This is a genomic window from Anabaena lutea FACHB-196, assembly GCF_014698305.1.
GTDB lineage: Bacteria > Cyanobacteriota > Cyanobacteriia > Cyanobacteriales > Nostocaceae > Anabaena > Anabaena lutea.
Genome location: NZ_JACJST010000001.1, coordinates 472,849 through 497,993, shown reverse-complemented (window position 1 = coordinate 497,993; position 25,145 = coordinate 472,849). Strand labels below are relative to the sequence as shown.

Below are 25,145 nucleotides of genomic sequence, written 5' to 3'. Positions count from 1 at the left end.
TTATATTGATCATCTATAAAAAATTATAAAATTCGTGAAATTATATTCTATTTAATGATTTTAAATAGAAATCTACTGTTTCATTAGCATTGCCTGTAAAATTTATTTTGCCCTTATCTAACCAAAGCAGACGCTCACAAGATTCTTGAACAAAATCTAAATCATGGGACACTACTAAAACCGTTGTATCCCCATTCCAAAAATTATCAATTCTCTGCTTACACTTATTCTTAAAACTCTCATCTCCCACTGACAGCACCTCATCTAAAATCAAGATATCCGGCTGTACATCTGTGGCAATAGAAAAACCCAAACGAGCAGCCATACCCGAAGATAAACCCTTAACTGGAACTAATGCATAATCTTCCAACTCCGCAAACTCTAAAATAGACCGCGCCCGTTCTTTCATCTCAGCCCTAGAAAAACCAAGCAGTACGCCATAAAGCAGAATGTTGTCCATGACAGAAATTTCTGAGTCAAAACCTGCTCCTAGTTCAATCAAAGGTGCTACTTGACCACGCACTCTTACTGATCCGGAGGTAGGTTGCAAGATTCCGGAAATAATCTTTAAAAGTGTGGATTTTCCTGACCCATTCGCACCAATAATACCGATTTTTTCACCTTTGTCAACTACTAAAGCAACATTATCCAGTACTAATTTTTTGGCAGGCTGGCGATATTTGCCCTCTAATATAGAAAGCAGTGTTTTCTTCAAGTCATAAGAAAACTCTTCTTGCGTCCGTCGCCACAGCGAAACATTATCGAGGCGAATTACTTCCATTTATAGTAAATCCATAAACTGATGTCGCCAAAGATGAAAACAAGTCCATCCTAGTGACAAAATAATAATGCTACCAAGTAAAGCACCCCAAATTAAACCTAAATCTGGTGGAGATCCTGATAATGTAATTTGACGCAGACTTTCAATAATTGGGGATAAGGGATTTAAGCTTAAAAAGGGCTGTACCTGCTTTGGTACAATATCTGCTGGATAAAAGATAGGGCTACTAATCCAAATTACAAATGTTATTAGCTCATAAAAGTAAGGTAAGTCTCTAAAAAATACGTATAAAGCACTTACCACAAATCCAATTCCTGTAGAAACTAAAACTAATGCTAAAAATGGAAACACCAATGCGGCAACATTGACTAGACTTTTGGAATTAATCAAAGTCATAATCGCCAGTAACGGAAATGCTCCTACGGAAAACTGAAATACATTGGCTGCAATCATTGATACAGGAAAAACACTGACTGGGAGACGGATCTTATTTAATAATGCGCCATTACCGACTACACTTGACAAAGCTTGGGATGTAGAAGCGGAGAAAAAATTGATTACTAACAGCCCTGTAAGTGCTGCCAGCACATAGTTCAGGATTGAGTTACCATAATAAGAAGCGAAGGTAGCTCCAAAAATGGCAGTGTAAAGCCCGGTCATAATGAGTGGGTTCAACAGTGACCAATAAACCCCTAGGAATGACCCTCGATAACGTACTTTGAGAGTTCGCACTACCAAAACGTGCAGAAGTTCCCAATAACGCTGGATTTGCAACCAAGTCAAATTACTTTTCAGCGAAAGCGTCATTTTCAAGCACCACCACACACCATAGAAAACTTATTCGCGCATTTTATACTATTTTCAGCATTATTTTAAACCAAACTCTCTGGTTCAACTCCAAGCGATCGCAAATGTTCTGCCAAAAGTTGTGATTTCTCTCTTTCGGCTGCTAACTGTCGTTCTGCCTCAAGTTCCGGCTCATCACTTAACAAACGAGTCGCATCGGGCATTTGTTGTTCTAGCTGTTGGTCTGTAACAAACATTTCTGGTATACCTACTTGCTTACTGATTTAATTTTAAGCCATGAGCAGTGAAAACTGAGTGCCAGATTCCGCTACACTGAGATTTGGTTTATTGCATTGTAACTAGACATGGAAATCGGACAGAAAGTTAAGGTCATTCGTTTGCGCGATCGCGTATCCTCTACTATCGCTCAAAAACTAGGAAAAGTCGGCATGATCGAAGGTTATAAAGTCACCGATGGTCGCGGAATTGGTGTGGTGGTGAAGTTTGATGACAACTCAGCCACCTGGTTTTTTGAAGATGAAATCAAACCAGCCTAGTTGAAACAACTTATAGCAGAGGCGAACAGGATTGGTTGAGTGCTAAGTTGTAATTGAAAAGATAGGCAGTAATTGGAAATCGAGTAATGGCCTTGATACTGACATTTTTAGGCAAAAACGGCATCACTCGCAGTAAGATAGCGATCGCCGCAGCCATTAGTTTGGCAACACAAGGTAAACGGGTACTCCTAGCAGGACTAGCAGATCCAACATTGCCAATTCTCCTCAATACTTCTCTGACTCCAGATCCCCAAGAAATCTCTCCCAATCTGCAAGCAGTACAGTTTCAAGCATCTGTACTGCTAGAACGCAACTGGGACGAATTGAAAAAATTGGAAACTCAATACCTCCGCACACCTATTTTTAAAGAGGTTTATGGGCAAGAACCGATAGTGTTACCAGGCATGGATAACGCCTTGATTCTCAATGCTATTCGTGAATATGATGCCAGTGGCCAATATGACGCGATTATCTACGATGGCACAGGTGATGCCTCCACCTTGCGAATGTTGGGATTGGCAGAATCTTTAAGTTGGTATGTACGAAGATTTCGGCAATTATTTGTTAACTCCGATTTAGGGAAAACAATTACAGAATCTCCCTTTCTTCAACCCTTAATCAGCAGTCTTTTTAATGTTAATTGGACGACTGATGACTCCCCCCTACCCACTAACCAAGTTAATAATTTTCTCGAACGAGGTAAAGCTGCTTTAGCTAATCCCCAGCGTGTCGCCGCTTTTTTGGTGACAACCTCAGATCCCATTGATGTAGCAAATTCCCGTTATCTTTGGGGAAGCGCCCAACAAGTTGGTTTAATTATTGGTGGAGCAATCTTGGTTGCTAGGGAAAAAAATATCAATTTATCCGAAGAATTTGCACCTCTACCTGTGACCATAGTTCCTGATGTCTTCAATGGAGAATGGCAACCTCTCATAGATGCTTTACCCAACTTTGTCGAGCAAGCATTACAAGCTAACAAACCAATTGAAATTGACGTACATAATCGCCAAGTACGCTTATTTTTGCCTGGGTTTGACAAAAAACAAGTCAAACTCACTCAACAGGGTCCAGAGGTAACAGTAGAAGCCGGAGATCAAAGGCGTAATATCTTCCTCCCTCCTGCTCTAAGTGGTAAACCTGTCACTGGCGCAAAGTTTCAAAATAGTTATTTGATAATTTCGTTTGAGGAAGAAGCTATCAGCTAGTTTTCTCTTTTTTCCAACATTTTTTACTTCTAACCTGTAACTTATTAGCTGACTGCTGACCACTGAAAGCTATTGATCACCCATCACACCTTATGTCTGAATCAACTCCCATTAACCAAAATCCTCAGCCGAATGAGGTTGTAAAATCTACAAGTCAAGAAGTAACAATCACAGAAGACCGCAATGCGAAAACTCGGCAATTGCTGGGAATGAAAGGTGCAAGTGCTGGGGAAACTTCTATTTTGAAAATTCGCTTGCAATTGATGAAACCGATTACCTGGATTCCCCTAATTTGGGGTGTAGTCTGCGGTGCGGCTTCTTCTGGTAACTACACTTGGACTTTAGAAAATGTCTTGAAGTCTGCCCTTTGTATGTTACTTTCTGGTCCCTTGTTGACAGGTTATACCCAAACCATCAATGATTATTACGACCGGGAAATTGATGCTATTAATGAACCTTACCGTCCCATCCCTTCAGGGGCAATTTCTGAAAAGCAAGTAATTAGCCAATTCATTGTTTTACTATTACTAGGATATGGTGTAGCCTACACCTTAGATTTATGGGCAGGTCATCCAGTTCCTACTGTTTTACTGTTGTCTATTTTTGGTACTTTCATCGCCTATATCTATTCTGCACCACCATTAAAATTAAAACAAAATGGTTGGTTAGGAAACTATGCTTTAGGTGCAAGTTACATTGCTTTACCTTGGTGGGCTGGTCATGCTTTATTTGGAGAATTGAATTGGAAAATTGTAATTCTGACTCTGTTCTACAGTTTGGCAGGTTTAGGTATTGCCATTGTCAATGATTTTAAGAGTGTGGAAGGCGATCGCCAATTAGGATTACAATCATTACCAGTCATGTTTGGAGTGCAAACTGCGGCTTTGATTTGTGTCGTCATGATTGACTTATTTCAAGGTTTGGTCGCAGGTTATTTGGTGAGTATTCATGAGAATTTATATGCAGCAATTCTCGTATTATTAATCATCCCCCAAATCACTTTCCAAGATATGTATTTTCTCCGTGACCCCATAGCCAATGATGTCAAATATCAAGCCAGCGCCCAACCGTTCTTGGTACTAGGAATGCTGGTAACAGGTATTGCATTAGGTCACGCCGGCGTTTAACCATCAGGTGCGTTCCTAACGCACCGCTTTATTTACCGCTGTGTTGGCAGTGTAGGCTACTTAATTTAACACTAAAATTACCTAAAACTTAAACTGAATACTAGTGCAGAACCGCAATTATTTGGTTATCTATTTAATTAATATCAACTATTTGGCAGTATCATTGATAGCTTTAAGTTAAGAAATTACCAATTATAAAACTATGTTTATTTTTTAAATCTTCATGATTTATCGTTAAATTTTACTGTTACTTTACATTAATCTTCTAAGTCTCTTTTAGGATGGTAGAAGAACATTATTTATGTCACTATCAAGGCGTTCTATACAAAGAGTGCATAAGTAAATCATATTGGCATATCATGATTACAACAGCGGCAGATTCTAAAAATAGGCTGCAAGGAAGCCGTTATAGTAATCGGGGTAGTATTTATTTGTTTGCTCCGATGGTTAACTTCAACGTGATGGCGGAAGTTGGAGACACTCCACCCTAATTTTACGTGCTTGTACTTGCTTGGAAATTTCATGATTAATTCGACAATTACATCTTGATGGTAGTGAGAAAATGTCACGCCTACTTTGGCATAGCTTAAACAGATGTAATTGAATTGAAATAAATACTTTAATATTTGGTAACTGAATATCTGAATCATAATAGCTTGTCAAATTGCTAACTTATATGCAGCAATAGTTAGGAATTTGATGTTGCGGTAAAGCATTAAGCCTCAGTATTCATTAGTTCCGAATTTAAGAAAGTATTTTTTCTAATTTCCAAGCAGTACATATAGGAAATAATGCAGCAGAACTCAGAGAGTTGCAAACTGCTGTAATTGCAGAATTTGCTGGCCAATAAATACAGCATTTCTTGTATAAGCTATGTCTAACAATTAAATAATACCTGTATTTAATAGCTTCTAGCCTTAAAAACTTGCTTTGGGTTTTTCAAATGTTTGAAAAACTTCATATTAGCCATATTATTTTTCCATTGATCTGCAATATCAAAATGCAAATACAGGAATATATATGGTACACAGCAAGACTCAAATACAGGATGCCTTAGGCATTTTACAATTCTGCAAATCGCCATCACACTTTAGTTAGCAGTAATAGAGTCATGAATAACTGGAAACATTCTTCAAAATTGAAGCGGCTTAAACAACTTTTTTTTACAACTTTTTTAGGCGACATTCCCACAATTTTTGGGGGTGTAAAATTACGTAACTTGCTATATCGCGCTATTTTTTCTCGCATAGGTAGCTCAGTTTATATTCAAGATGGTGTTGAATTTATTAGCACTGATGCTATTGAAATTGGTAATGGAGTGTATATTTTCAAAGGTGTTCGTATAGATGGAAAAGGGCATGAAAACAATATAATTCATCTAGAAGATGGAGTTATTGTTGAGCGTAATGTTCTCATAGGGGCGTTAGATAACACTTGTATTTATATTGGACAAGATACTTTTATTGGACCTAGCGTTTGTATTGCTGGCCCTGGAGACGTTAAAATTGGCAAAGACTGTTTAATAGCAGCCCATACTGCAATATACGCCAATAATCACAACTTTACAGATCCGACGAAGCCAATTAAATCCCAAGGTAGTACTCGGAAGGGAATCGTGATTGAGGATGATTGTTGGCTAGGAGATGGAGTGAAAGTATTAGATGGTGTCACTATCGGTAGAGGTAGTGTAATTGGTGCTAGTGCTGTTGTTACTAAAGATATTCCTCCATTCTCCGTAGCTGTGGGCATACCTGCACGAGTAATTAAAAGTCGTGATGGTAAAGAACTTGTCAAGTTTACAGACTCACCTTTGTTAACTTAAAGCTAGGTTTTTAAAAGATTCGCCTGGGTAATTTTCTCTGCATACAGGTGAATATTTACTAGTTTAATGCCAATTTTGAGTAACAAAATATAAGAGAAAAGTTGAGCATCATCAACCCAAATTATAGCGTAAGTCAGAGGTGAAAGTATCTACCAACAAAAACATAATAGGAGATTAATTGAATGAATAAAACCATAGAAAAATATCCTGAAAAAAGATTACATTTACCTTATTTGGATGGACTTAGGGGATTAGCATCTCTATATGTTGTACTTGTTCATGTTGAACCAGCAATGGGGGATCAATTGCCTGAATCTTGGTCATTTTTTGTTAGAGCTATGAAATATGGAGCTTTTAGCGTCATCAGTTTTATTGTTCTTTCTGGTTATGTTTTGATGCTGCCAGTAGCACGTTCTGAAAATGGTCAACTATCAGGAAGTTTCATAAATTATATTAAGAGGCGGGCGCGGCGAATTCTACCTCCTTACTACATGGTTTTATTTATCTGTCTGCTGTTAGCAGCAGTTGTCTTTATTTTCGAGAAATTTACTAGTTTTCAATGGAATGAAGTAGCAGGTCTCGGCTCATTTTCACCTAAATTCTCTTTTGTTGATTTCTTGCTTCATTTGCTAATCATTCATAATCTCGACGGTAGCTCATATCTGACCATTAACCCACCTATGTGGACTGTAGCTACAGAATGGCAGATATACTTTTTGTTTCCGCTATTGTTGCTACCTATATGGCGACGGTTTGGATTATTGGTAGTTGTCATTATTGCCTTTTTAATTGGTTTAACACCTGTATTTGTGTTCAATGGATTATTTGAATCAGCTAATCCTTGGCTTTTAGGTGTATTCTGTTTAGGAATGGCAGCAGCAGATATTGGATTTTCTCAAAAACCCAAGCTAGTAGCTATCAGAAATTCTTTACCTTGGGGTTGGTTGGCTATTATTTTTACTTGTATTGCTTTTATAACCGAATGGCGACGACTAGGATTGCATATATGGATTAATCAAAGTTTTGCTGGGCTGGCATTCGCTTGTTTATTTATTTCCATAACCAACTCGATAGTTGAGGGAAAACAGCCATCCTTAGTGCTACGGGTATTACAACATCCTTTAGCGATCGCACTTGGTACATTTTCCTATAGTCTATATCTAATTCACGGTCCAGTCTTGGTGTTGGTACGTTACTTCCTGTTTTACCTGCCAATTTCCCCAGATATGTTTGCAGCAGGATCTTATTTACTAGGTACGGTAATGTCACTGATTATCGCTTATTGGTTTTACTTATTCTTTGAGCGGCCATTTATGTCTAGTTTCTTAAAGAAGCGAAAAGTGAAAGATGCGGTAAATTGACAAAAACCTTAGACATGATGATGTCTAATATCAAGCTAATATCCCACTTGTATTGATACTGGGAATGTTGAAATTTAACTTAATTAGAACTTACGCATTGACAAAAAACATCAAATATGTGTAGACGTGAAAAACACATTTATCGTAAGGGTTTAGCACTGCGCTTTACCCCTACCCCACGGTTGATTTATCGGCAAAAATAGAATTAATTGCAGCCGGAAATAAGGTATTTTAGTGAACGCATATCACGATTGATTTGTACAGTGCGTAAGTCCTATTAATATATCTTTAGCTAGAAGTGATCAATGAGGAGTTAGGAGTTATATTAGTTTCTAACTCCTCACTTGTACTAGTAAAGACCGTGTTAAATCTTATATCTTTACTCATTCATGGGCTACAACCATTCTTGATTCCGGTTTGCTTTGTCATCGCTTGGACAATGATTATTTTGGTGTTTGTGAATTTATGGACAGCGACAAAAGACACTGTGAAAACTGCTAAAAAGATGCACCAAATACCCTGTCATAATTGCCAGTTTTTTACCAATAATTATCGTCTTAAATGTACTGTAAATCCATATATTGCCAACACAGAAGAAGCAATTAATTGTAAAGATTATCACTCAAATTAATGATTATTTTCCGATCATTCGATTTTAGATTTTAGATTTTGGATTTCCCCCATAGACAAATCCGGGAGCTTGTACCATCAAGGCATTATTAGACAGAATCAGGATTTACAGGATGCAATTAAAATCAGTAGTAGGAATGGACTACAGTATACTGCGTGACTTACTCATAGCAGGGAAATGGAAAGAAGCAGATCAAGAAACAAAACGGGTAATGTTGTGTGTCGGAAAACGAGAAGAAGATGGTTGGTTAGATACTGGAATTATTGATAATTTCCCTTGTGAAGACCTCCGTACTATTGACAATTTGTGGCTAAAATATAGCAATGAAAGGTTTGGGTTTTCAGTTCAGAAAAAGATTTATGAAGGTTTGGGTGGAAGGGGTAGAATCATGGATTATCACTTAACAATAATGGAAGGCTTCGGGGAAAAGGTAGGATGGAAGAAAGAGGGAAATTGGTTATACTACGCTGATATTACTTTTGACATAACAGCACCAAAAGGACACCTCCCTGTCGAAGTTTTGTGGATGGAATACGAAGTTTGGAGGCTTTTTTTTGCTATGAAGGGGGTATCTTCTCTCACGTCTAGACTTGCAGAATGTCAGATATAAAGATCAGAATCAGGATTGACAGAATTACAAAACCAGTAGTTGATTCTCCTCAGAAATACCACAAATAAGTAATTAGGCAGAATAAATTACACATATTCTTTTCCTGTTCCCTGTTCCCTGTTCCCTGTCCCCTCTCTCCACGTAGGAAGTTAATTTTGCAAGATCGTCCAATTGTTGCAAATCTCACAAGTTCCTCAACTTTGTCGGTTAAATTAACACCAGACAGTAGTAGCTGATCAAAAGCACATCTGTTTGTATAGCACCCAATTAGGTGCGCGTAACTTTTAACTGACAAAGGAAAAAGAACTAATTATGGCTATAGATCCTCTCGTTTTCATGAATACCTTGGTAAACAGATTTGATTTTACCAAGGAAGATAAAGATATTCTGAAATCAAATGCAGATTGGGGACTAGAAATTGCCGCAGAAATGGCAGATCATTTCTATGCGTATTTAGGACGTGATGAAGAAATGAATGCCATTTTAAATCAAACCGAAGGAAGAATTCATCGCTTACGTGAAACATTCGTTCACTGGTTTCATGAAATGTTTACAGGAATTGATGATTGGGGTGCTGGCTATTCTCAACGTCGTTGGCAAATTGGCATTGTTCATGTCAAGGTGGGAATCCAGCCCCAGCATATAATTCCAGCGATGGCTACCGTAGTTAATGAAGTCGGTAAAAAACTCAAAACAGAAGGAAAATCAGAGGAATTAAAAAATGCTTTGAGCAAAATTTGCATGATTGATTTGGCATTTATTGAACAATCTTATATAGAAGTTTCTACCAATGCGGTTCTTAAAGAAACTGGTTGGTCAGCAACTTTGTTTAAACGTCTAGTTACGCATGGTGCAGAATCAATGTAAGATTTTCCATGATTTGCTAATTCATCTCTAATAACACTTTTAAAACTCCTTTAGTTTGCGCTTTTTCAAAAGCAGCTAAACCTTCACTTAGGGCATAATGAGCATCAATTAGTTTTTCTACATTCACTTGTTTTGTAGCTAATAACTCCAATGCTGGAGTAAAGGGTCCACAACGAGAACCTATCAGGGTGATTTCGTCTACCACTAATGAGGAAGCATCTAGGCTAAGATTACCAGCATAGGTACTTTTTAAAACTAGCGTACCTCTAGGACGTAAAGCCCGACGAGCAGTAGAAAATCCTTCGGGATTTCCTGTACAATCAACAGAGATATCAAAATATATATCGGTGACAGTATCAACTAAACCAGTTTTAATTCCTCTCGCTGCTAAATTAGCTAATTTATCTTTGTGTCTTCCCACTACTAATAATTCGCAACCAGTTAACGCTAAAGTTTGCGCTATTAACTGTCCTAATTTTCCATCTCCGACTACTAAAACTCGGTCATCTTTCGATAATTTTACTTGTTCTTGAATTTCCAAAGCAGCAGCTATAGGTTCGGTGAAAGTTGCTGCGTCTGTGGAAACATTTTCTGGGACTGGATGCAAATTTTCAATCGGTAAACAAAGGTATTCAGCAAAAGCACCATTGCGGTTAAAAATACCTAAAACTGTGCGATTTTCACAATGAGTTGGTTGTCCTCGACGACAAAAGCGACAATAACCACAAGCGGCGTTTATTTCACCGACTACTCTTTGATTAATTAAATTATCTGCACCTGCTTCCACCACACCAACAAACTCATGGCCGATAATACCAGTATAGGGATAATAACCTTTAATTAATTCTAAGTCAGTATTACAAATTCCCGCCCGTAAAACCCGCACTAAAGCCTCTCCCGGTGGTGGTTCAGGAATAGGAATATCGGTGCGTAATTGTAATTGGTTATTTTCTAGCCAAAGTCCTTTCATAATTTTGTTAGTTGTCAGTTGTTAGCTGTCAAAATTTTACACTTTCTAGAAACGGTGTAAATACGGTCACTAAATCTGAATTACTAACAACCATTGTCGGAAAAGAGCGATCGCTATAATCTATTCCCGGCGATAATGGAAAAGGCTCAGAATTGAGAGATACCCACGTACCTCCAGCAGCTTGAACAATTACCCAAGCACCTGCGATATCCCAAACCTTGGGTGTCGCTTCAATTCCTCCCAAAACCGCACCAGTCGCGACGGTGAGAAAGTTATAACTAGCAACTCCTAACATCCGAATTTTACAGGGAAAACCCGGTTGAATTATTCCCGTACTGCGAGAACAAAGGTTAAAAAAGTGGTTTTTGCTCGGAGTATCACTACTTGTATGTATGGGACGATTATTTAAAAATGCTCCCGTTGGCGTTGTTAAGCCTGATGAACCCGCCCAAAATCCGTGAAAGGCTTGATTTAATGGAGGCGCGTAAACATAGCCAAAAATGGGCGCTCCTCGATAAAGTAAACCCAAAGAAATCGACCAAATAGGAATTCCCCTGGTAAAGTTGGTTGTACCATCCAAAGGATCGATTACCCAACACCATTCTGTATCAGGAAAAGTTTGATCACTTTCTTCGCTCAAAATGCCATAACCTGAAAAAGTAGAAACAATGGCATCTCTAATTTCTTGATCTGCCCATTTATCTGATTTTGTTACCAAGCTACCATCAGCTTTTTGCGAAGCTTGAACTTGTCCAAAATCCTGCATTAATTGTTTTCCCACTCTGATAGTAGTGGTTTCTGCAAAGTCTAAAATCGTATTCCAAAAATCGTTCATTTGTTATTAGTTAGGGAACAGGGAACAGGGAACAGGGAACAGGGAACAGTTAGTAATTACGAATTACGAATTATGAATTAATCTAAATCACTTTCAAGAACAGAAGCTAAAGCTTGTTTGGTGTTGGTTTTAAATTCTGTCACATTGACACGATTCAAAAACAAAATTGATACCAACATTCCCGTAGCTTCTAAGGCAAATACCAAACCATAAGCTAATACTAAGCTATCTGGTAACAATCTGCGCCCCACATCTAAGACAGTACCACCAATTACAGTAGCAATTCCTCTTGATATAGACTGAGCTAGTCCCCAAGCACCTATAAACGTACCTGCGGCTTCGGCAATTGTTAAATCTAGCATTAAACTAACTGCTGCGGTGGTGACAAAACCGGTAGCTAAACCAAATAAAACTAAAGTTGATTTCAGGACAGATGGATTTGCAGAAAATCCTGAAAACCCCAGTAATAAAGCGGCAAATGCTACTAAAATACAACCTAGTTTTATAGTTCTGCGTTTACCCAAACGAGGGACAATGAAAAAACCTGTGATACCATAGGAAATCAAGATGCCTGTGCCGTAAAAAACATTAAGTTTGGTACTTTCCGCTAAGGGCATTTTAAAGACTTGCCCTGCATAAGGTTCTAAAATGGGATCTTGCATAAACAAGCTGATAGTCATCACTAATAAAAATGTGAAAAACAAGCCTGTTTGCGGACTAGCTGTTAAGATTTTCCACGCACCACTTAAAGTAATACTATCTTCTCGGTTTCCTGGAGTAGAACGGTTGAAAAAACGGGAATATTTTTTTTCTACTCCCACAGTTGCGACAATTGCTAAACAAAAAACTATTCCGGGAACAATCAGAAATAATCTATTTATTGCCGCTTGTAAAGTTTCTATAGGTGCGTCTGTGGTTAATTGCTTTAATAAGCTAGAACTGATAACTGCCCCAACTATAATCCCTACCATTAACATTGACCAAACAATACCGACAACTTGGGAACGGTTGTCTTCTTCGGAGATATCAACTAATAAAGCTGCAAATGCTGTACCACTAGCACAAATGGCCAGTCCATAAACTGCGAAAACTAAACCTAGAACTGCTGTCCAACCGATTGTTTGGGTAGTCCATGTCCACCTATCACCAATACTAGCGGCATTTAACTGCCACATTACTTGTACCGCTAAAAAAGCAGCGATCGCAAATATTCCCGCTCCCACCCACACATAAGCTGTGCGATGATAACCTAACAACGGTTTAGAATCGGACATTTGCCCAAACAAAATCCGCGTTGGTGCCACAAATGAAGGTAATGCTAACACCAAAGCCACCAATGTAGCCGGAATTGCGATTTCCTGAATCATGACTCGGTTAAGTACCCCCAGAGTCAAGATAGACATCATACTCAACCCCATTTGAAACAATCCTAGCCGGAACATGGTCAAAATGTTGACCTTTGGGAGAGCTAGAGATTGATTTTGGTTATTATAAGTATCACCAATTGCCATAGCTACTTTTTTCTATCGTTTACCAGATATTATCCCTTCTAATCAAAATCTTCAGCTAGAACATCTTGAAGCCAATACCAATTTTATGTGAGGCTGTACAGAATCATAAAATCCATGAATTTATCCGCCTTTATCTGCGTTTATCTGCGTTTATCTGCGTACCCTATGCCTACGGCACGCTTTGCGAACGGGAAGCAAGCTACAATTATTCTGGAAATTTGATTGTATTACGATTTTTAGAACAAAGTCGCCCTAGAAGGGCGTTCGCGTAGCGTCTCGCTCCAGAGGCTCTAACCCCTTAATTTTCGGTAGACTAAGAAAGTAAAGAAATGTAAATATAATTTTAGCAAAATGGAAAGCATCACATTAGGAAAAAATGGTCTAGCTGTTCCTCCCCTGTGCATAGGAACATGGGCTTGGGGTGATAAACTATTTTGGAATTATGGCGATGGTTACGGGGAAGAACAGTTGCAAGCAGCTTTTACCGCAGCCTTAGATGCTGGTGTGACTTTCTTTGATACAGCGGAAGTTTACGGTTTAGGACTTTCAGAACAGTTTTTAGGAAAGTTCATGAAACAAACCACCCAACAGGTACAAATTGCGACGAAGTTTGGACCTTTACCTTGGCGTTGGGATGGTAAATCTGTATCTGAGGCTTTAACCGCCAGTCTCCAACGTCTCCAAGTTGAGAGAATAGAATTATACCAAGTTCATTGGCCTTTTGCTTTCTTTTTAAGTCAAGAAACTCTGATGAATACCCTCGCAGATGAAGTGGCGCGGGGCAGAATCGGTGCAGTAGGTGTCAGTAATTATTCTGCATCACAAATGCAAGAAGCACATAAAATCTTAGCCGCAAGGGGTGTACCCTTAGCCGTTAACCAAGTCCGTTATTCTTTGCTAACACGACAAATCGAAACTAACGGTATTTTACCAACTGCCCGTGAGTTAGGTGTAACAATCTTAGCTTACAGTCCCTTAGCTCAAGGACTGCTAACAGGCAAATATACCACCGCCTACAAGCCCACAGGTGCAAGAAGCATAGACCCGCAATTTAGTCAAGCTGGTTTAAATAAAATTGCCCCAGTTTTATCTTTATTAAGGAAAATTGGTGAAAAATATGGTTGCACCCCCGCCCAAGTAGCCCTTAACTGGTTAATTGCTCAGGGGAACGTTATTCCCATTGCTGGAGTTAAAAACGCCGAACAGGTAAAACAGAATGTTGGCGCTTTGGGTTGGAAAATGACTGATGATGAATTTGGCGAGCTAGAAAAAATTACCCGCCCCTGAGACAATTTTAGATTTTAGATTGGCGATTTTAGATGAGGAAAAATCTTCAATTCCTATATTTTTAATCCAAAATCTAAAATCCAAAATCCAAAATTGAACTAATCGGTCTATTCTCTGCCTGTGGGTGAGCCTAACTTGTGATTGTTAGGGGTAGGTGAAGATTCACGGCGGCCTGTGCGTAATTTGGGCTTCACACTGCCACGTCTGTCTTCATCACCGTTGTTGTCTGATTTAGACCAAGATGAACGGTTGCGATTGCCTCCAGAATTGCGCTCTGAGGAATCACCACCATCACGACGCTTGTTGAGCTTGGGTTTGGGGGCTGGGCCTTCCTCTACGGGAAGATCCACCTCTGTTTGCAGCCAAGCGGGACGGGTTTGATCGTAAGCAATTTGTAAAGCAGCTGCTGCGATCGCTTGAGCATCATATTTTTCAATCAATTCACTGATGATTGGTAAAAATGAAGCTAGGCGTTCACCTGTTAAAGCGTCTGCTACCTGTTCTTGCAATTTCTTAATGTGTCTGGCTTCAATTTGCGCTCTTGTGGGAATCGTCAGCACTTGCCACTGTTGGCGGTTATGACGTTCAAATGCTTGTTGCTTGCGCCGTTCAAAGGATTGTACCAAGGAAATTGCTGTTCCTTCTTTACCTGCACGACCAGTCCGACCAATGCGGTGAACGTAGGTTTCGACGCTATCGGGTAAATCAAAGTTAATCACGTGAGAAAGCAAATCTACATCTAATCCCCGTGCAGCAATGTCAGTAGCTACTACCCAGCGGACTTGACGATTGCGGAAGCGGATCAACAATCTTTCCCGTGCTTGTTGGGACAAGTCACCATGATATTCATCAACACTGTGACCAGCAGCTTGTAATTGATTTGTCAGTTCAGCGGCTGTGCGTCTGGTGCGAACAAAGATTAACGCTGTTTCTGGATCTTCCATTTCCAGAATTGGCTGTAAAGCTTTGGCTTTTGTCCAGTGACGGGGAATCAAGTAAGCTACTTGATTGATTTTATTGGGTGCTGCTTTTGGTTGCTCAACGGTAACAGTGGCCGGAGAGTTCAAAAACTTGTTGACCAATTGACGAATCGATGGCGGCATAGTCGCCGAGAATAAAGCTGTTTGCCGTTCTTTAGGAGCTTGGGAAAGGATTTTGATGACATCATCAATAAAGCCCATGCTTAACATTTCATCGGCTTCATCCAAGACAAACCACTTCACTTGGTCGAGCTTTAAACAGCCTCTGTCTAACAAGTCGATTACCCGTCCAGGAGTACCGACAACCATGTGAACTCCACGTTTGAGTTGCATCATTTGGCGGTCAATTGATTGACCACCGTAAATTGCCAACACCCGCAATCCATCATCACCCATAAATTGGGAAATGGCATCGTGAACTTGCATTGCTAATTCACGAGTAGGAGTTAACACCAAAGCTTGTACGGCTCTTTTGCTAACATCTAGCTGTTCTAAAATCGGCAGCGAAAAGGCTGCTGTTTTGCCGGTTCCTGTTTGAGATTGACCGACGACATCACGACCCGCTAACAGTTGAGGAATTGCTTGGGCTTGAATGTTAGTAGGTTCGGTAAAACCAATTTTTTCTAGTTTGTCAACACGTTCTTGGGAAATGCCTAGTTCTTGAAAGGAAAGATTCATTAATTCTCCTAGATTTTATTGTGAGTTTTGGACTTGTAAGCCGATACTTATTTGTAAATTGGTACATGGGGCATAGCGATATGACCAATGACCAATGACCAATGACCAATGACTAATTACTATTGACAATTTGACCATATAGGTCGTAGGCATCGGCACTTTGGATTTGTACTGGCACGATGGTTCCTAGCCTAGACTCGCCTTTAATATAGACTTGACCATCGACTTCTGGGGAAAATCTACCGGAACGGCCGATTAATTCTCCACTTTCGGGGTTTTCTTGCTCAATCAGGACATCGACAGTTTTGCCTACTTCCTGCTGATTTTTCTTGAGAGAAATCGGTTGCTGGAGTGCCATGATTCGGTCACGGCGCTCTACCATCACTTCTGAAGGAACTTGATTGGGTAGACTGTAGGCTGGGGTTTCCTCTTCTGGTGAAAAGGTGAAGACACCCACATGATCAAATTCGTGTCGTTCTGTGAACTCTAGCAAATGCTCAAAATGCTCTTGAGTCTCTCCAGGAAAGCCAACGATAAAGGTTGTTCGCAGCACTGACGATGGTAACGCTGTTTTGATGCGATCAATAATTCCATCATTTACCCGTCCTTGCCAGGGACGGTTCATGGCGCGGAGAATCTCTGGATGAGAATGTTGCAAGGGCAAATCTAAGTAAGGCAGAACATTGGGTGTTTCTTGAATCGCCGCTATCACATCTGGGGTGAGTCCCGTGGGATAGGCATAGTGCATTCTGATCCAAGGTACATCTACTTTCCCTAAAGCGCGGAGTAGTTCCGCTAACTTTGGCTTTCCGTAAATATCCAAACCATAATTTGTAGTGATTTGGGAAATCAGAATAATTTCTTTTACCCCTTGACTGGCCAATTGCTTGGCTTCGGCGACTATAGATTCAATAGTACGCGATCGCTGGTTCCCTCTGAGATAAGGAATAATACAAAATGCACAACGATAATCGCATCCTTCGGCAACTCGCAGGTAAGCTACTCCTTCTGTTGTTGTCCGGTAGCGCGGTGTCGTTTCATCGGCTATGTAGGTTGGTTCGGCGCTAATTAGTTTAACTCTTTCCCCTTGTTCTACCCGCTCTATGACATTGACAATTTTGTGATAATCGCCTGTGCCAACCACGGCTACTGCTTCTGGCAACTCTTCCAATAATTGTTCTTGAAAGTGTTGCGCCATGCAACCAGTAATAACGACTTTTTTATTCGCTTCTGCCAGTTCGACTAAAGTTTTGACCGATTCTTCTCTGGCGGCTTCAATAAAACTACAGGTATTGACGATTACATAATCAGCTAATTCTTCATTTGTATCTACACCGTAGCCTGCTTCTACAAGCAGTCCTAACATATGTTCTGTATCAATTCTATTTTTCTCGCAGCCCAGGTGAGAAATAGCAATTGTTGGCTTATCACCCATATTTTGAAAAAATCTCTGTTTTTTTTCTCATTACTCAAACAATATGTAGGCGCTTTTTTTCCCGCACCTGTATAAGGACACAGCAGTGACAGATTTCCACTGCTATTGGTTGTCTGTGGGCGTATGACCCTAATTTATGAATATAGAGGTCATGCTATGATATTTTTATTAATCTGTTTCCCAGGATAAATTCAAGTGTCTTTATTTACTTATAACACTCGTAATATTGTTTAACGATTCGCCTAGTGGTATTTTAAACTACCGGAGCGTGTGCGTTGTTAATTTACCCGTCGGGAAGCCGCCCAAAGGGCTGGTTTTGAGAAGTCGCTACCCTCAGGGAAATCGCAATTGCGACTACGCCTATCAAGCAGTAATGCTACCCTATACTTCAGGCTTGATCTACGACGATGCGCGGACAAGATGCCTAAACCACGGGAAGCTGCCTTGCGTCTTGTGAGTGGCAAACTCCTCTTGTAGCCAGGTTCTATCTTAACATATCTTATGGGAGGTTGAACGACAATTTCCACCTTCAGAAGGAGGCAATAGAGTTAAAAATTCAAATTAGCCTCACAGTATGGCTTGCGCCTAAAAAATTTAAGAAGCTGATGATAGAAGCTTTTAAATGAAAAGTAAAGAGTTAAGTAGATTAGCCCCAGAAAAACCAAATTAAATAAAGAAATATGAACTAGGCTAAAACCTGATTTTTCTCCTGCAAGAGCAGCCCCCTACCTGATTCCAAGGACAAATATTTACGGCGAACTACTTAAGTGAAGCCTAAAGTTATAAAATATGCAAGCTACAAGCATCCCAATGACAAGGGGTTAAAATTTAATAGACTTCTTGTAGAAGTCTGGAAAAGGAAAAGGTGCGTCAAAATGTATTACTATACGTATAGTAAACTAATAAAATATATTATACGTAAATTAATGCTATGTACCAAATTATTCTTGTCTTTAGTCAAAAAATTCTCAACTCTGGACAATGCCTTAGCAAGTTAAAGACGTGGACTTATATCAGTTATTCAAAACTCAAACCCCAATCATTGGCGTAGTTCACCTGCTACCCCTGCCTACCTCAGCCCGTTGGGGAGGTAGCCTGAAAGCGGTGATTGACCGCGCAGAACAAGAAGCAACAGCCCTGGCCAGTGGAGGGGTAGACGGCATTATTGTAGAAAATTTTTTCGACGCACCGTTTACCAAAAACCAAGTTGATCCAGCAGTTGTGAGTGCCATGACTGTAGTGGTACAACGCATACAGAATTTAGTGACTTTGCCTATAGGTTTAAATGTTCTGCGGAATGATGGCAAAAGTGCCATGGCGATCGCTAGTTGTGTCAAAGCCCAATTTATCCGGGTCAACGTTCTCACAGGTGTAATGGCTACTGACCAAGGATTAATTGAGGGAGAAGCCCATCAATTACTCCGCTATCGGCGAGAACTAGGGTCTGATGTAAAAATATTTGCTGATGTTTTGGTTAAACACGCCCGTCCTTTAAGTTCTCCTAATCTGACAGTAGCGGTGAAAGACACAATAGAAAGAGGATTGGCCGATGCCGTAATTTTATCTGGTTGGGCAACTGGTAGTCCTCCTAACTTAGAAGATTTAGAATTGGCTTGTGGGGCTGCGGCTGGGACACCAGTATTTATTGGCAGTGGAGCTAATTGGGAAAATATTGATACCTTAATGCAGGCAGCAAATGGTGTAATTGTTTCCAGTTCTCTCAAACGTCACGGAAAAATTGAGCAACCCATTGACCCAATTCGCGTCAGTCAATTTGTGGAAGCTGCTCATCGCAGTTGGAACTCTAAAGGTGAAAGTAAATCCATTCCTTCAGTGAAATTACATTCTTAGTACCGAGTACCGAGTACCGAGTACTGAGTACCGAGTGAATATTTTCTTCTCTGCTTCCCCTGCTCCTGCCTCCTGACTCCTGACTCCTGACTCCTGACTAAATACTTATGATTCGCCGTCGTTCTACTCCTTGGATTCATAAAAAGTCGCGGCTATTCATTGCAGCGATCGCGGGATGTGGTGCCTTAATCACAGGCTATCTCACCTTTGAAAAGCTAACAGGCGGCAGTACCGCTTGTGTGGCACAAGCTGGTGTTAAGGGCTGTAATGATGTTCTTTCTAGCCCTTGGGCAACGGTTTTTGGTCAGCCATTAGCTTTGTTTGGGTTGTTGGCATACATCAGTATGTTGATATTTGCTGTGGCTCCTTTGGCATTAAACTCAGAGGAAAATCACAAAAACAGCAAACAACTGGAAAATCTGACTTGGTGGTTGCTGTTGGTGGGAGCGATCGCTATGTCAGTGTTCAGCGCCTACTTAATGTACATACTGGCATCCCAAATCAAAGCTTTTTGTCCTTACTGTATCGGCTCGGCTTTGTTTTCCCTGAGTATGTTAGTACTGACAATTATCGGTCGTGATTGGGAAGATATCGGGCAAATATTCTTTACTGCCTTGATTGTGGGAATGGTAACACTGATTGGCACTTTAGGGATTTATGCTGGGGTCGATCCCCCAGATGGAAATCTCGACGCAACTCCTGGAAAACCTGGGCAAATTACTTTTATTCCCAAAGTAGAGCCTAAACCAGAATTTGGTTGGGAAATTACCACCACATCTGGTGAAGCAGAAATAGCCTTAGCAGAGCATCTTGTCAAAGTTGGCGCTAAGGAATACGTCGCTTACTGGTGTCCTCATTGCCACGAACAGAAGCTCCTCTTTGGGAAAGAAGCTTACAAAATCATTAGCGATAATAACGTTAAGGTCGAGTGCGCTGCTGACAGCCCCAAAGCTAAACCAGAATTGTGTCAAGCCGCCAAAATTGAAAGCTTCCCCACTTGGATCATCAATGGTAAAACCTATAGCGGCGTGCAGAACTTGTCAGAACTAGCGAAGATTACTGGTTACACAGGTTCTCAGAACTTCAAGTTTTTTAGGTAAAGTTCTTACAACAGGGAACTCTTAATAGGGAATAGAAAACAAGAAACTTCTGCCAGCTATACTCAACACGGCTTAATTATTTGATTCTGCGGGTAGGGGTTTAGCAGTGCTAAACCCTTACAAATCTAAGTTTTTCGTGATTTTACAAAAGTCCATGTCTCAACCGTTTTGAGTATAAGTTAATCAATCAGCTGGTGGAAGTTTATGAGATTTACTCCAGTGATGATGTTGGACAATCGTGTGGACTTGCCAATCTGGGTCAGTTTGAGGATAATCTAAACGGTAGTGTCCGCCTCTGCTTTCAGTTCTAAAAGCAGCACTTTTGAGAATTAAGTAAGCTACATCTAATAAATTGCGGGTTTCTGCCCAAAGTCGCAACTGCTGTTCAATATCAGGTAAGTTGAAACTAGCGGGTTCTGTGGGACGCAAACTTTGCAAGAATTGACTCAAAGGTAAATTAGCAAAATCCTGTTGCCAAGATTCAATTGTAGCGATCGCACTTTCTAAGCCTAATTCTTGCCGACAAATACCAGCATTTTGCCAGACGAGACGGGGTAGTTTTTCTCGTAGAGCTTTTAGTTGAGCTTGTTGATTGTGCCACTCATCTTCAGATAAGACCAAGGTTGAAGAATGGGAGAGGAATTCTGATTTTTGCAGTTCATCCTTTTTTAAGACTTCATCATCTAAATCAGCCATCTGCGCCCCAAATACGATACATTCCAACAGAGAATTACTGGCTAGGCGATTAGCTCCATGCACTCCTGTACTAGCAGTTTCTCCCACAGCGTACAAACCAGGAATATTGGTGCGATTCTGCAAATCTGTGGAAATACCACCCATCCAATAATGAGCAGCGGGGGCGACGGGAACCAATTCATTGAAGACATCAATACCCGAATGCTGACAAACTTGAATAATATTGGGAAAGCGATGACGAATTTTGTCAGCGGGGATGGGGCGCATATCTAGCCAAACATGGGCAGTAGCCAAATCGGCGGATGTCCGTTGCAAATGGCTGAAAATGGCTCTGCTGACCACATCTCGCGGTGCAAGTTCACCTGCTGGATGGTAGTCAAAAGCAAAACGTCGCCCTTCATTATCAACAAGGTGCGCCCCTTCACCACGTACAGCTTCACTGATGAGAAAGCGTCCTGGTTTGGTGAGAGCGGTGGGATGAAATTGGACAAATTCTAAATCACGGAGGATAGCCCCAGCCCGCCAAGCGATCGCTACACCATCCCCTGTACTTACAGCTGGGTTAGTCGTTTGGGCAAATACTTGACCACCGCCACCTGTTGCTAAAACTACAGCACCAGCCCTGATCCATGTAACTTTACCTTGATAAAACAGGCTGATGCCTTGACAGCGACCTGTTTCTGGTTCTATCCATAAATTTAAAGCTAAAGCTTGCTGGATAACTTGTATATTCTGACGGCGCAATACTTGGTTTGTAAGAGTTGTGGTTACTTCCCTACCCGTGGTATCTGCGGCGTGGAGAACACGGGGACGAGAATGGGCAGCTTCTAAAGTGAAAGCCAAGTTATGATCATGCCGGTCGAAGGCTACACCCAAATGAATTAAGGATTGAATACAGATAGGGGCTTGTTTAGCCAGAAATTCTACAGCTTTTGGATCGCACAAACCCGCTCCTGCCTTTAATGTGTCTTCAATGTGCAGCTTTGGTGAATCTTCTGGGGAAACAGCTGCGGCAATGCCACCTTGCGCCCAGTCACTGGCGGATAATGTCACTGTTTCTTTAGTAATCAAGCCGACTCGTAAGGAGTCTGGTAGACACAGTGCTGTGTATAGTCCAGCAGCACCAGCGCCAACTACTAAAACATCAAATTGGCTAGGAATATCGATCTGAGACATTGGGTAATGGGTGATGGGTAATGGGTAGTGGGTAATGGGTAATGGTAATAGAAAAAAGTATCTAAATAATTTTTCCCAGTTCCCCCTTCGGGATTCGTCAGTCGCTCATGAGGGAAACCCCCAAGACCGCGCTGACTCACCAGTCCCCAGTTCCCAGTCCCCAGTCCCATTTAGTTATCTATAGATACCGTTATTAATGCGATCGTCTCCCTCGTTGAAGTTAGGCTCGTATTCTGTCACGGTAAAGTTATCGAAATTGGCTTGCAGTTTGGATTTTTGGCTATCGCTCAATCCTGGCAGATTCAACACATCCTCTACTTTTTGGTAAGGAGCATTCTTGATGATTTTCTTTGCCAGGGTGGGATACAGTCCTGGATACTGTTGGAAAGCGGCAATGTTGGTATTATTCAAATCAATTTTTTTACCAAATTCCGTTCCTAGCTTGGCATCTGCCCGGTTCTGGCGTGCAAGTGCCAAAACTGGTACTTGCGGCAAGGTTATATTGCCCAAACTTGCTGCTTGGGCAATCTGAGTAGTTCCCAGTAATCCCCAGCAACCTAGCAACAAACTAAACACTGTTAATAAACGTACTAATCCTTTCACGATTTTCTACCTCTTTCCATTAAACAGAAATCGACACTTTTAGCTAAAAGCTTTCAAATGCGGGCTGGAAGTTAGAAGTTAGAAGTATGATTTCAACCCTGGTGATTACTCTAGGGCTGATAAAGTACTTAGTTCTTCTGACTTCATCCTTTAGTTGATAGCTGCTAGCTGAATCAACACACAGCAGTCATCAGAAACTAATATACAGCTTATTAATATCCACAATATTTACTGCTCTTGGGTTCGACTTTACTTTTGCCAAAATTTATCTGTAATGGTAATCTTGCACCTTTCTCAGGGCTGATCATTCACTGGCTGATAATTTTAGGCAATTACTGCCGCTAACAAAAACAGACTATCTACTAAAATTGTACTCAAAACTGCGCCACTAAAGGCGTACCAGTGCCTTTCCTTTTGACCTAAAGAGATGATCCCGACTGTTAATAGGGCTAAGGCCAGAATGATTGCCCAAGCTTCTCCCCAAGGGGTTTGGACTTGTGCTAAGGCATTTTTTAAGATTTGTGAAGCTCCATTTACGTCTGTTCTCATAATTTGCCGCCAATAGGGCATCAAGTCTACAAGATAGAAGTATATATCGGTTAAAACTGTACCGAATAAAGAACCTAGATAAAACCAGTTACCGACTTTGCCCCAATTTCGCCACAGACACCAGATCGCAAAGGGTAGCCCAATGGATTCTATCGGTAAGTGCCATAGGGGTTCCCAACGTAACCAACCCCAGTAAATCGCTCCTGTTAACCAACTCCAGCTAAATCCTAAGAGTAAATCTCCCCAGAGATAGGTTTGCGGACGTGACATTAGTGTCAAACTCAGCCAAATCCAAAATCCTGTCATGGTTACACTGAGTGTGGGTAGCGATCGCACTAACGGCGCTTCTACAAATACTGGTACAGATACTAACAACACTGCTGCCGCAAACACTAGCCAACTTTGTCTCCACGTTATGACACTGGGGAGAGAGGCAGACAAAGACAGCCTCGACTCTATTTCTTTGATACCTCTATGCTTAGTTTCCGAAGAATGCAACTCACTATCAATAGCGGAGTTAGAAGCTGCGTAAGATGACAATGTATTATTAATCAATGTTTTTAATATACGTTACTAAACTTTACTTATCTTAAGATATCACACCCCAAAATCCTCTAATTAACATCCCCCCTAGGGGCATTTTAATTATACTAGATATTTTTGCATATAGGATGTTACCCGGAATAACTGACTATGGGGAGGTAAACTTGGATAATTTTCTCAAGTTATACATTTATTTTAGGAGCGTGTTTAATGGCGACAATTTTTGTAGCAACTGGTATAAACTGGCTATTCCCTATTGGGGGACAGCTTTTACAAGTAGAAATACCTGCCGAAGCCGCAACTGGTGGAGTTAATCTCATTGCCGGATTAATTCAGGCATTTATTTTGGGAATTGTCCAAGGTATTACTGAATTTTTGCCTATCAGTAGCACCGCACATTTGCTGATTGTGACAAAAGTGTTTGGTTGGAAAGAACTAGGTTCTAAAGATTTTGTCGATGCAATTCAATTTGGCAGCGTTATCGCAATTTTGTTGTATTTTTGGTCGCTGATTTCTAGTATTATTAAAGGTGCAATTAATGCACTAAAGGATAAAGACTGGGAACGGGAAGAATGGAAAATTACTGTCGGTATTGCAGTAGGGACAATGCCTGCATTAATTATTGGCTTTCTTTTGAAAGATGTTTTACCTGAGAGTGCATTAATTATTGCTATAATGTCAGTTATCATGGCAATTCTACTAGCTTTAGCCGAAAAAATTGGCACTCGCAAGCGAGGATTCGATTCATTACAAATTCGGGATGGTGTTTTAGTAGGATTAGGACAAACTCTAGCTTTGATTCCCGGCGTTTCTCGTTCTGGTTCGACATTGACAACTGCTTTATTTTTAGGACTAGAACGTGATACAGCCGCTAAGTTTTCATTTTTGTTAGGTTTTCCAACTCTGACTATTGCTACCCTGTACAAAAGTCTGAAAATATTCAAGCAGTTTCAAGCTCAAGAATTGCCAGATAACATTGTTTTACTGTTAATTGTTGGGATTATTTCCACCTTTATTTTTTCCTACCTATCAATTGCCTTTTTGATTCGGTACTTACAAACCAAAAACACTTTGATCTTTGTATGGTACAGATTAGCCTTCGGCAGTGCTATCTTATTAGCAATTGCCGCCGGTTGGCAAGGTTGAATGCTTACACTTACGAATTAAGAGACGCAGGGACACGG

At 40.5% G+C, this 25,145-nt stretch carries 24 protein-coding genes; 13 read left to right on the top strand and 11 right to left on the bottom strand.

The window, feature by feature from the left end; translation table 11 throughout:
• Window positions 1–40 precede the first annotated feature (40 nt).
• From H6G59_RS02085 to H6G59_RS02075, 3 genes are all read right to left on the bottom strand, one after another.
• Window positions 41–781: an ABC transporter ATP-binding protein gene (locus H6G59_RS02085; protein WP_190711508.1), complete on the bottom strand. Its 741-nt coding sequence runs from the start codon at window positions 779–781 to the stop codon at window positions 41–43.
• A complete protein-coding gene (locus tag H6G59_RS02080; RefSeq protein ID WP_190711507.1) occupies window positions 782–1,588 on the bottom strand; it encodes an ABC transporter permease in 807 nt (268 codons plus the stop codon). It lies immediately after the preceding gene.
• A 65-nt stretch (window positions 1,589–1,653) separates the two neighbouring features.
• Window positions 1,654–1,824 carry a hypothetical protein gene (locus tag H6G59_RS02075; RefSeq protein WP_190711506.1) on the bottom strand — a complete coding sequence of 57 codons (171 nt, stop codon included), beginning with the start codon at window positions 1,822–1,824 and terminating at the stop codon, window positions 1,654–1,656.
• A 108-nt stretch (window positions 1,825–1,932) separates the two neighbouring features.
• Here H6G59_RS02075 and petP point away from each other — a divergent pair, with 108 nt between their 5' ends.
• The 9 genes from petP to H6G59_RS02035 all read left to right on the top strand — a co-directional run bounded on the left by petP (window position 1,933) and on the right by H6G59_RS02035 (window position 9,747).
• Window positions 1,933–2,124, top strand: coding sequence for a cytochrome b6f subunit PetP (gene petP, locus H6G59_RS02070; protein ID WP_127053086.1), 192 nt, complete (start codon window positions 1,933–1,935; stop codon window positions 2,122–2,124).
• 86 nt (window positions 2,125–2,210) lie between these two features.
• Entirely contained in the window at window positions 2,211–3,329 is a 1,119-nt protein-coding gene (locus H6G59_RS02065; RefSeq protein ID WP_190711505.1) for a Get3/ArsA fold putative tail anchor-mediating ATPase NosAFP, read from the top strand.
• Between the two features lie 92 nt (window positions 3,330–3,421).
• Window positions 3,422–4,456 (top strand): chlorophyll synthase ChlG, encoded by a 1,035-nt coding sequence (gene chlG, locus H6G59_RS02060; RefSeq protein ID WP_190711504.1) that lies wholly within the window; start codon window positions 3,422–3,424, stop codon window positions 4,454–4,456.
• A gap of 359 nt (window positions 4,457–4,815) precedes the next feature.
• Window positions 4,816–4,947, top strand: coding sequence for a hypothetical protein (locus H6G59_RS27555; RefSeq protein ID WP_277924614.1), 132 nt, complete (start codon window positions 4,816–4,818; stop codon window positions 4,945–4,947).
• Window positions 4,948–5,567: 620 nt separating this feature from the next.
• Window positions 5,568–6,278 (top strand): acyltransferase, encoded by a 711-nt coding sequence (locus tag H6G59_RS02055; RefSeq protein ID WP_190711503.1) that lies wholly within the window; start codon window positions 5,568–5,570, stop codon window positions 6,276–6,278.
• A 182-nt stretch (window positions 6,279–6,460) separates the two neighbouring features.
• Complete coding sequence (locus H6G59_RS02050) at window positions 6,461–7,639, top strand: acyltransferase family protein (RefSeq protein ID WP_190711502.1); 1,179 nt, start codon at window positions 6,461–6,463, stop codon at window positions 7,637–7,639.
• A 361-nt stretch (window positions 7,640–8,000) separates the two neighbouring features.
• Entirely contained in the window at window positions 8,001–8,270 is a 270-nt protein-coding gene (locus tag H6G59_RS02045) for a hypothetical protein (protein WP_190711501.1), read from the top strand.
• A gap of 112 nt (window positions 8,271–8,382) precedes the next feature.
• On the top strand, window positions 8,383–8,880 hold the full coding sequence (locus tag H6G59_RS02040; protein ID WP_190711500.1) for a GUN4 domain-containing protein: 498 nt from the start codon (window positions 8,383–8,385) through the stop codon (window positions 8,878–8,880).
• Window positions 8,881–9,192: 312 nt separating this feature from the next.
• Complete coding sequence (locus H6G59_RS02035) at window positions 9,193–9,747, top strand: protoglobin domain-containing protein (RefSeq protein ID WP_190711499.1); 555 nt, start codon at window positions 9,193–9,195, stop codon at window positions 9,745–9,747.
• 16 nt (window positions 9,748–9,763) lie between these two features.
• Here H6G59_RS02035 and H6G59_RS02030 read toward each other — a convergent pair whose 3' ends face one another.
• The 3 genes from H6G59_RS02030 to H6G59_RS02020 form a co-directional block, all read right to left on the bottom strand.
• The gene (locus H6G59_RS02030; RefSeq protein ID WP_190711498.1) at window positions 9,764–10,717 is read right to left on the bottom strand and encodes an MDR/zinc-dependent alcohol dehydrogenase-like family protein; all 954 of its coding nucleotides are present in this window, start codon (window positions 10,715–10,717) and stop codon (window positions 9,764–9,766) included.
• A 28-nt stretch (window positions 10,718–10,745) separates the two neighbouring features.
• The gene (locus tag H6G59_RS02025; protein ID WP_190711497.1) at window positions 10,746–11,552 is read right to left on the bottom strand and encodes an inositol monophosphatase family protein; all 807 of its coding nucleotides are present in this window, start codon (window positions 11,550–11,552) and stop codon (window positions 10,746–10,748) included.
• Window positions 11,553–11,629: 77 nt separating this feature from the next.
• Window positions 11,630–13,063: a BCD family MFS transporter gene (locus H6G59_RS02020; RefSeq protein ID WP_190711496.1), complete on the bottom strand. Its 1,434-nt coding sequence runs from the start codon at window positions 13,061–13,063 to the stop codon at window positions 11,630–11,632.
• A gap of 351 nt (window positions 13,064–13,414) precedes the next feature.
• Between H6G59_RS02020 and H6G59_RS02015 the strand changes: the two genes are divergently transcribed.
• Window positions 13,415–14,350 (top strand): aldo/keto reductase, encoded by a 936-nt coding sequence (locus H6G59_RS02015; protein WP_190711495.1) that lies wholly within the window; start codon window positions 13,415–13,417, stop codon window positions 14,348–14,350.
• A 107-nt stretch (window positions 14,351–14,457) separates the two neighbouring features.
• Here the strand turns inward: H6G59_RS02015 and H6G59_RS02010 are convergent, their stop codons facing one another.
• Together H6G59_RS02010 and rimO are read right to left on the bottom strand one after the other, a co-directional pair.
• Window positions 14,458–16,008 (bottom strand): DEAD/DEAH box helicase, encoded by a 1,551-nt coding sequence (locus tag H6G59_RS02010; protein WP_190711494.1) that lies wholly within the window; start codon window positions 16,006–16,008, stop codon window positions 14,458–14,460.
• 112 nt (window positions 16,009–16,120) lie between these two features.
• Window positions 16,121–17,443: a 30S ribosomal protein S12 methylthiotransferase RimO gene (gene rimO / locus H6G59_RS02005; protein ID WP_190711493.1), complete on the bottom strand. Its 1,323-nt coding sequence runs from the start codon at window positions 17,441–17,443 to the stop codon at window positions 16,121–16,123.
• Window positions 17,444–18,445: 1,002 nt separating this feature from the next.
• Between rimO and btpA the strand changes: the two genes are divergently transcribed.
• Together btpA and H6G59_RS01995 are read left to right on the top strand one after the other, a co-directional pair.
• Entirely contained in the window at window positions 18,446–19,294 is an 849-nt protein-coding gene (gene btpA, locus H6G59_RS02000; RefSeq protein ID WP_190711492.1) for a photosystem I biogenesis protein BtpA, read from the top strand.
• Window positions 19,295–19,401: 107 nt separating this feature from the next.
• The gene (locus H6G59_RS01995; protein WP_190711491.1) at window positions 19,402–20,394 is read left to right on the top strand and encodes a vitamin K epoxide reductase family protein; all 993 of its coding nucleotides are present in this window, start codon (window positions 19,402–19,404) and stop codon (window positions 20,392–20,394) included.
• Between the two features lie 183 nt (window positions 20,395–20,577).
• On the opposite strand, the gene nadB is transcribed toward H6G59_RS01995, so the two are convergent.
• The 3 genes from nadB to H6G59_RS01980 all read right to left on the bottom strand — a co-directional run bounded on the left by nadB (window position 20,578) and on the right by H6G59_RS01980 (window position 23,973).
• Window positions 20,578–22,266 carry an L-aspartate oxidase gene (gene nadB / locus H6G59_RS01990; RefSeq protein WP_190711490.1) on the bottom strand — a complete coding sequence of 563 codons (1,689 nt, stop codon included), beginning with the start codon at window positions 22,264–22,266 and terminating at the stop codon, window positions 20,578–20,580.
• Window positions 22,267–22,440: 174 nt separating this feature from the next.
• Window positions 22,441–22,869, bottom strand: coding sequence for a photosystem II complex extrinsic protein PsbU (psbU, locus tag H6G59_RS01985; protein ID WP_190711489.1), 429 nt, complete (start codon window positions 22,867–22,869; stop codon window positions 22,441–22,443).
• Between the two features lie 324 nt (window positions 22,870–23,193).
• Window positions 23,194–23,973 carry a DUF3120 domain-containing protein gene (locus H6G59_RS01980; protein WP_190711488.1) on the bottom strand — a complete coding sequence of 260 codons (780 nt, stop codon included), beginning with the start codon at window positions 23,971–23,973 and terminating at the stop codon, window positions 23,194–23,196.
• 198 nt (window positions 23,974–24,171) lie between these two features.
• Between H6G59_RS01980 and H6G59_RS01975 the strand changes: the two genes are divergently transcribed.
• Window positions 24,172–25,107: an undecaprenyl-diphosphate phosphatase gene (locus tag H6G59_RS01975; protein ID WP_190711487.1), complete on the top strand. Its 936-nt coding sequence runs from the start codon at window positions 24,172–24,174 to the stop codon at window positions 25,105–25,107.
• Window positions 25,108–25,145 lie beyond the last annotated feature (38 nt).

Bases quoted from the DNA above. Each gene is read 5' to 3' on its own strand.
- H6G59_RS02025 (WP_190711497.1), bottom strand. From the start codon at position 11,552: ATGAACGATTTTTGGAATACGATTTTAGACTTTGCAGAAACCACTACT.
- H6G59_RS02085 (WP_190711508.1), bottom strand. From the start codon at position 781: ATGGAAGTAATTCGCCTCGATAATGTTTCGCTGTGGCGACGGACGCAA.
- H6G59_RS02030 (WP_190711498.1), bottom strand. From the start codon at position 10,717: ATGAAAGGACTTTGGCTAGAAAATAACCAATTACAATTACGCACCGAT.
- H6G59_RS02035 (WP_190711499.1), top strand. From the start codon at position 9,193: ATGGCTATAGATCCTCTCGTTTTCATGAATACCTTGGTAAACAGATTT.
- H6G59_RS02080 (WP_190711507.1), bottom strand. From the start codon at position 1,588: ATGACGCTTTCGCTGAAAAGTAATTTGACTTGGTTGCAAATCCAGCGT.
- H6G59_RS02020 (WP_190711496.1), bottom strand. From the start codon at position 13,063: ATGGCAATTGGTGATACTTATAATAACCAAAATCAATCTCTAGCTCTC.
- nadB (WP_190711490.1), bottom strand. From the start codon at position 22,266: ATGTCTCAGATCGATATTCCTAGCCAATTTGATGTTTTAGTAGTTGGC.
- rimO (WP_190711493.1), bottom strand. From the start codon at position 17,443: ATGGGTGATAAGCCAACAATTGCTATTTCTCACCTGGGCTGCGAGAAA.
- H6G59_RS02015 (WP_190711495.1), top strand. From the start codon at position 13,415: ATGGAAAGCATCACATTAGGAAAAAATGGTCTAGCTGTTCCTCCCCTG.
- chlG (WP_190711504.1), top strand. From the start codon at position 3,422: ATGTCTGAATCAACTCCCATTAACCAAAATCCTCAGCCGAATGAGGTT.
- H6G59_RS02075 (WP_190711506.1), bottom strand. From the start codon at position 1,824: ATGTTTGTTACAGACCAACAGCTAGAACAACAAATGCCCGATGCGACT.
- H6G59_RS01995 (WP_190711491.1), top strand. From the start codon at position 19,402: ATGATTCGCCGTCGTTCTACTCCTTGGATTCATAAAAAGTCGCGGCTA.
- H6G59_RS01975 (WP_190711487.1), top strand. From the start codon at position 24,172: ATGGCGACAATTTTTGTAGCAACTGGTATAAACTGGCTATTCCCTATT.
- petP (WP_127053086.1), top strand. From the start codon at position 1,933: ATGGAAATCGGACAGAAAGTTAAGGTCATTCGTTTGCGCGATCGCGTA.
- H6G59_RS02055 (WP_190711503.1), top strand. From the start codon at position 5,568: ATGAATAACTGGAAACATTCTTCAAAATTGAAGCGGCTTAAACAACTT.
- H6G59_RS02040 (WP_190711500.1), top strand. From the start codon at position 8,383: ATGCAATTAAAATCAGTAGTAGGAATGGACTACAGTATACTGCGTGAC.
- H6G59_RS02050 (WP_190711502.1), top strand. From the start codon at position 6,461: ATGAATAAAACCATAGAAAAATATCCTGAAAAAAGATTACATTTACCT.
- H6G59_RS02010 (WP_190711494.1), bottom strand. From the start codon at position 16,008: ATGAATCTTTCCTTTCAAGAACTAGGCATTTCCCAAGAACGTGTTGAC.
- H6G59_RS27555 (WP_277924614.1), top strand. From the start codon at position 4,816: ATGATTACAACAGCGGCAGATTCTAAAAATAGGCTGCAAGGAAGCCGT.
- H6G59_RS02065 (WP_190711505.1), top strand. From the start codon at position 2,211: ATGGCCTTGATACTGACATTTTTAGGCAAAAACGGCATCACTCGCAGT.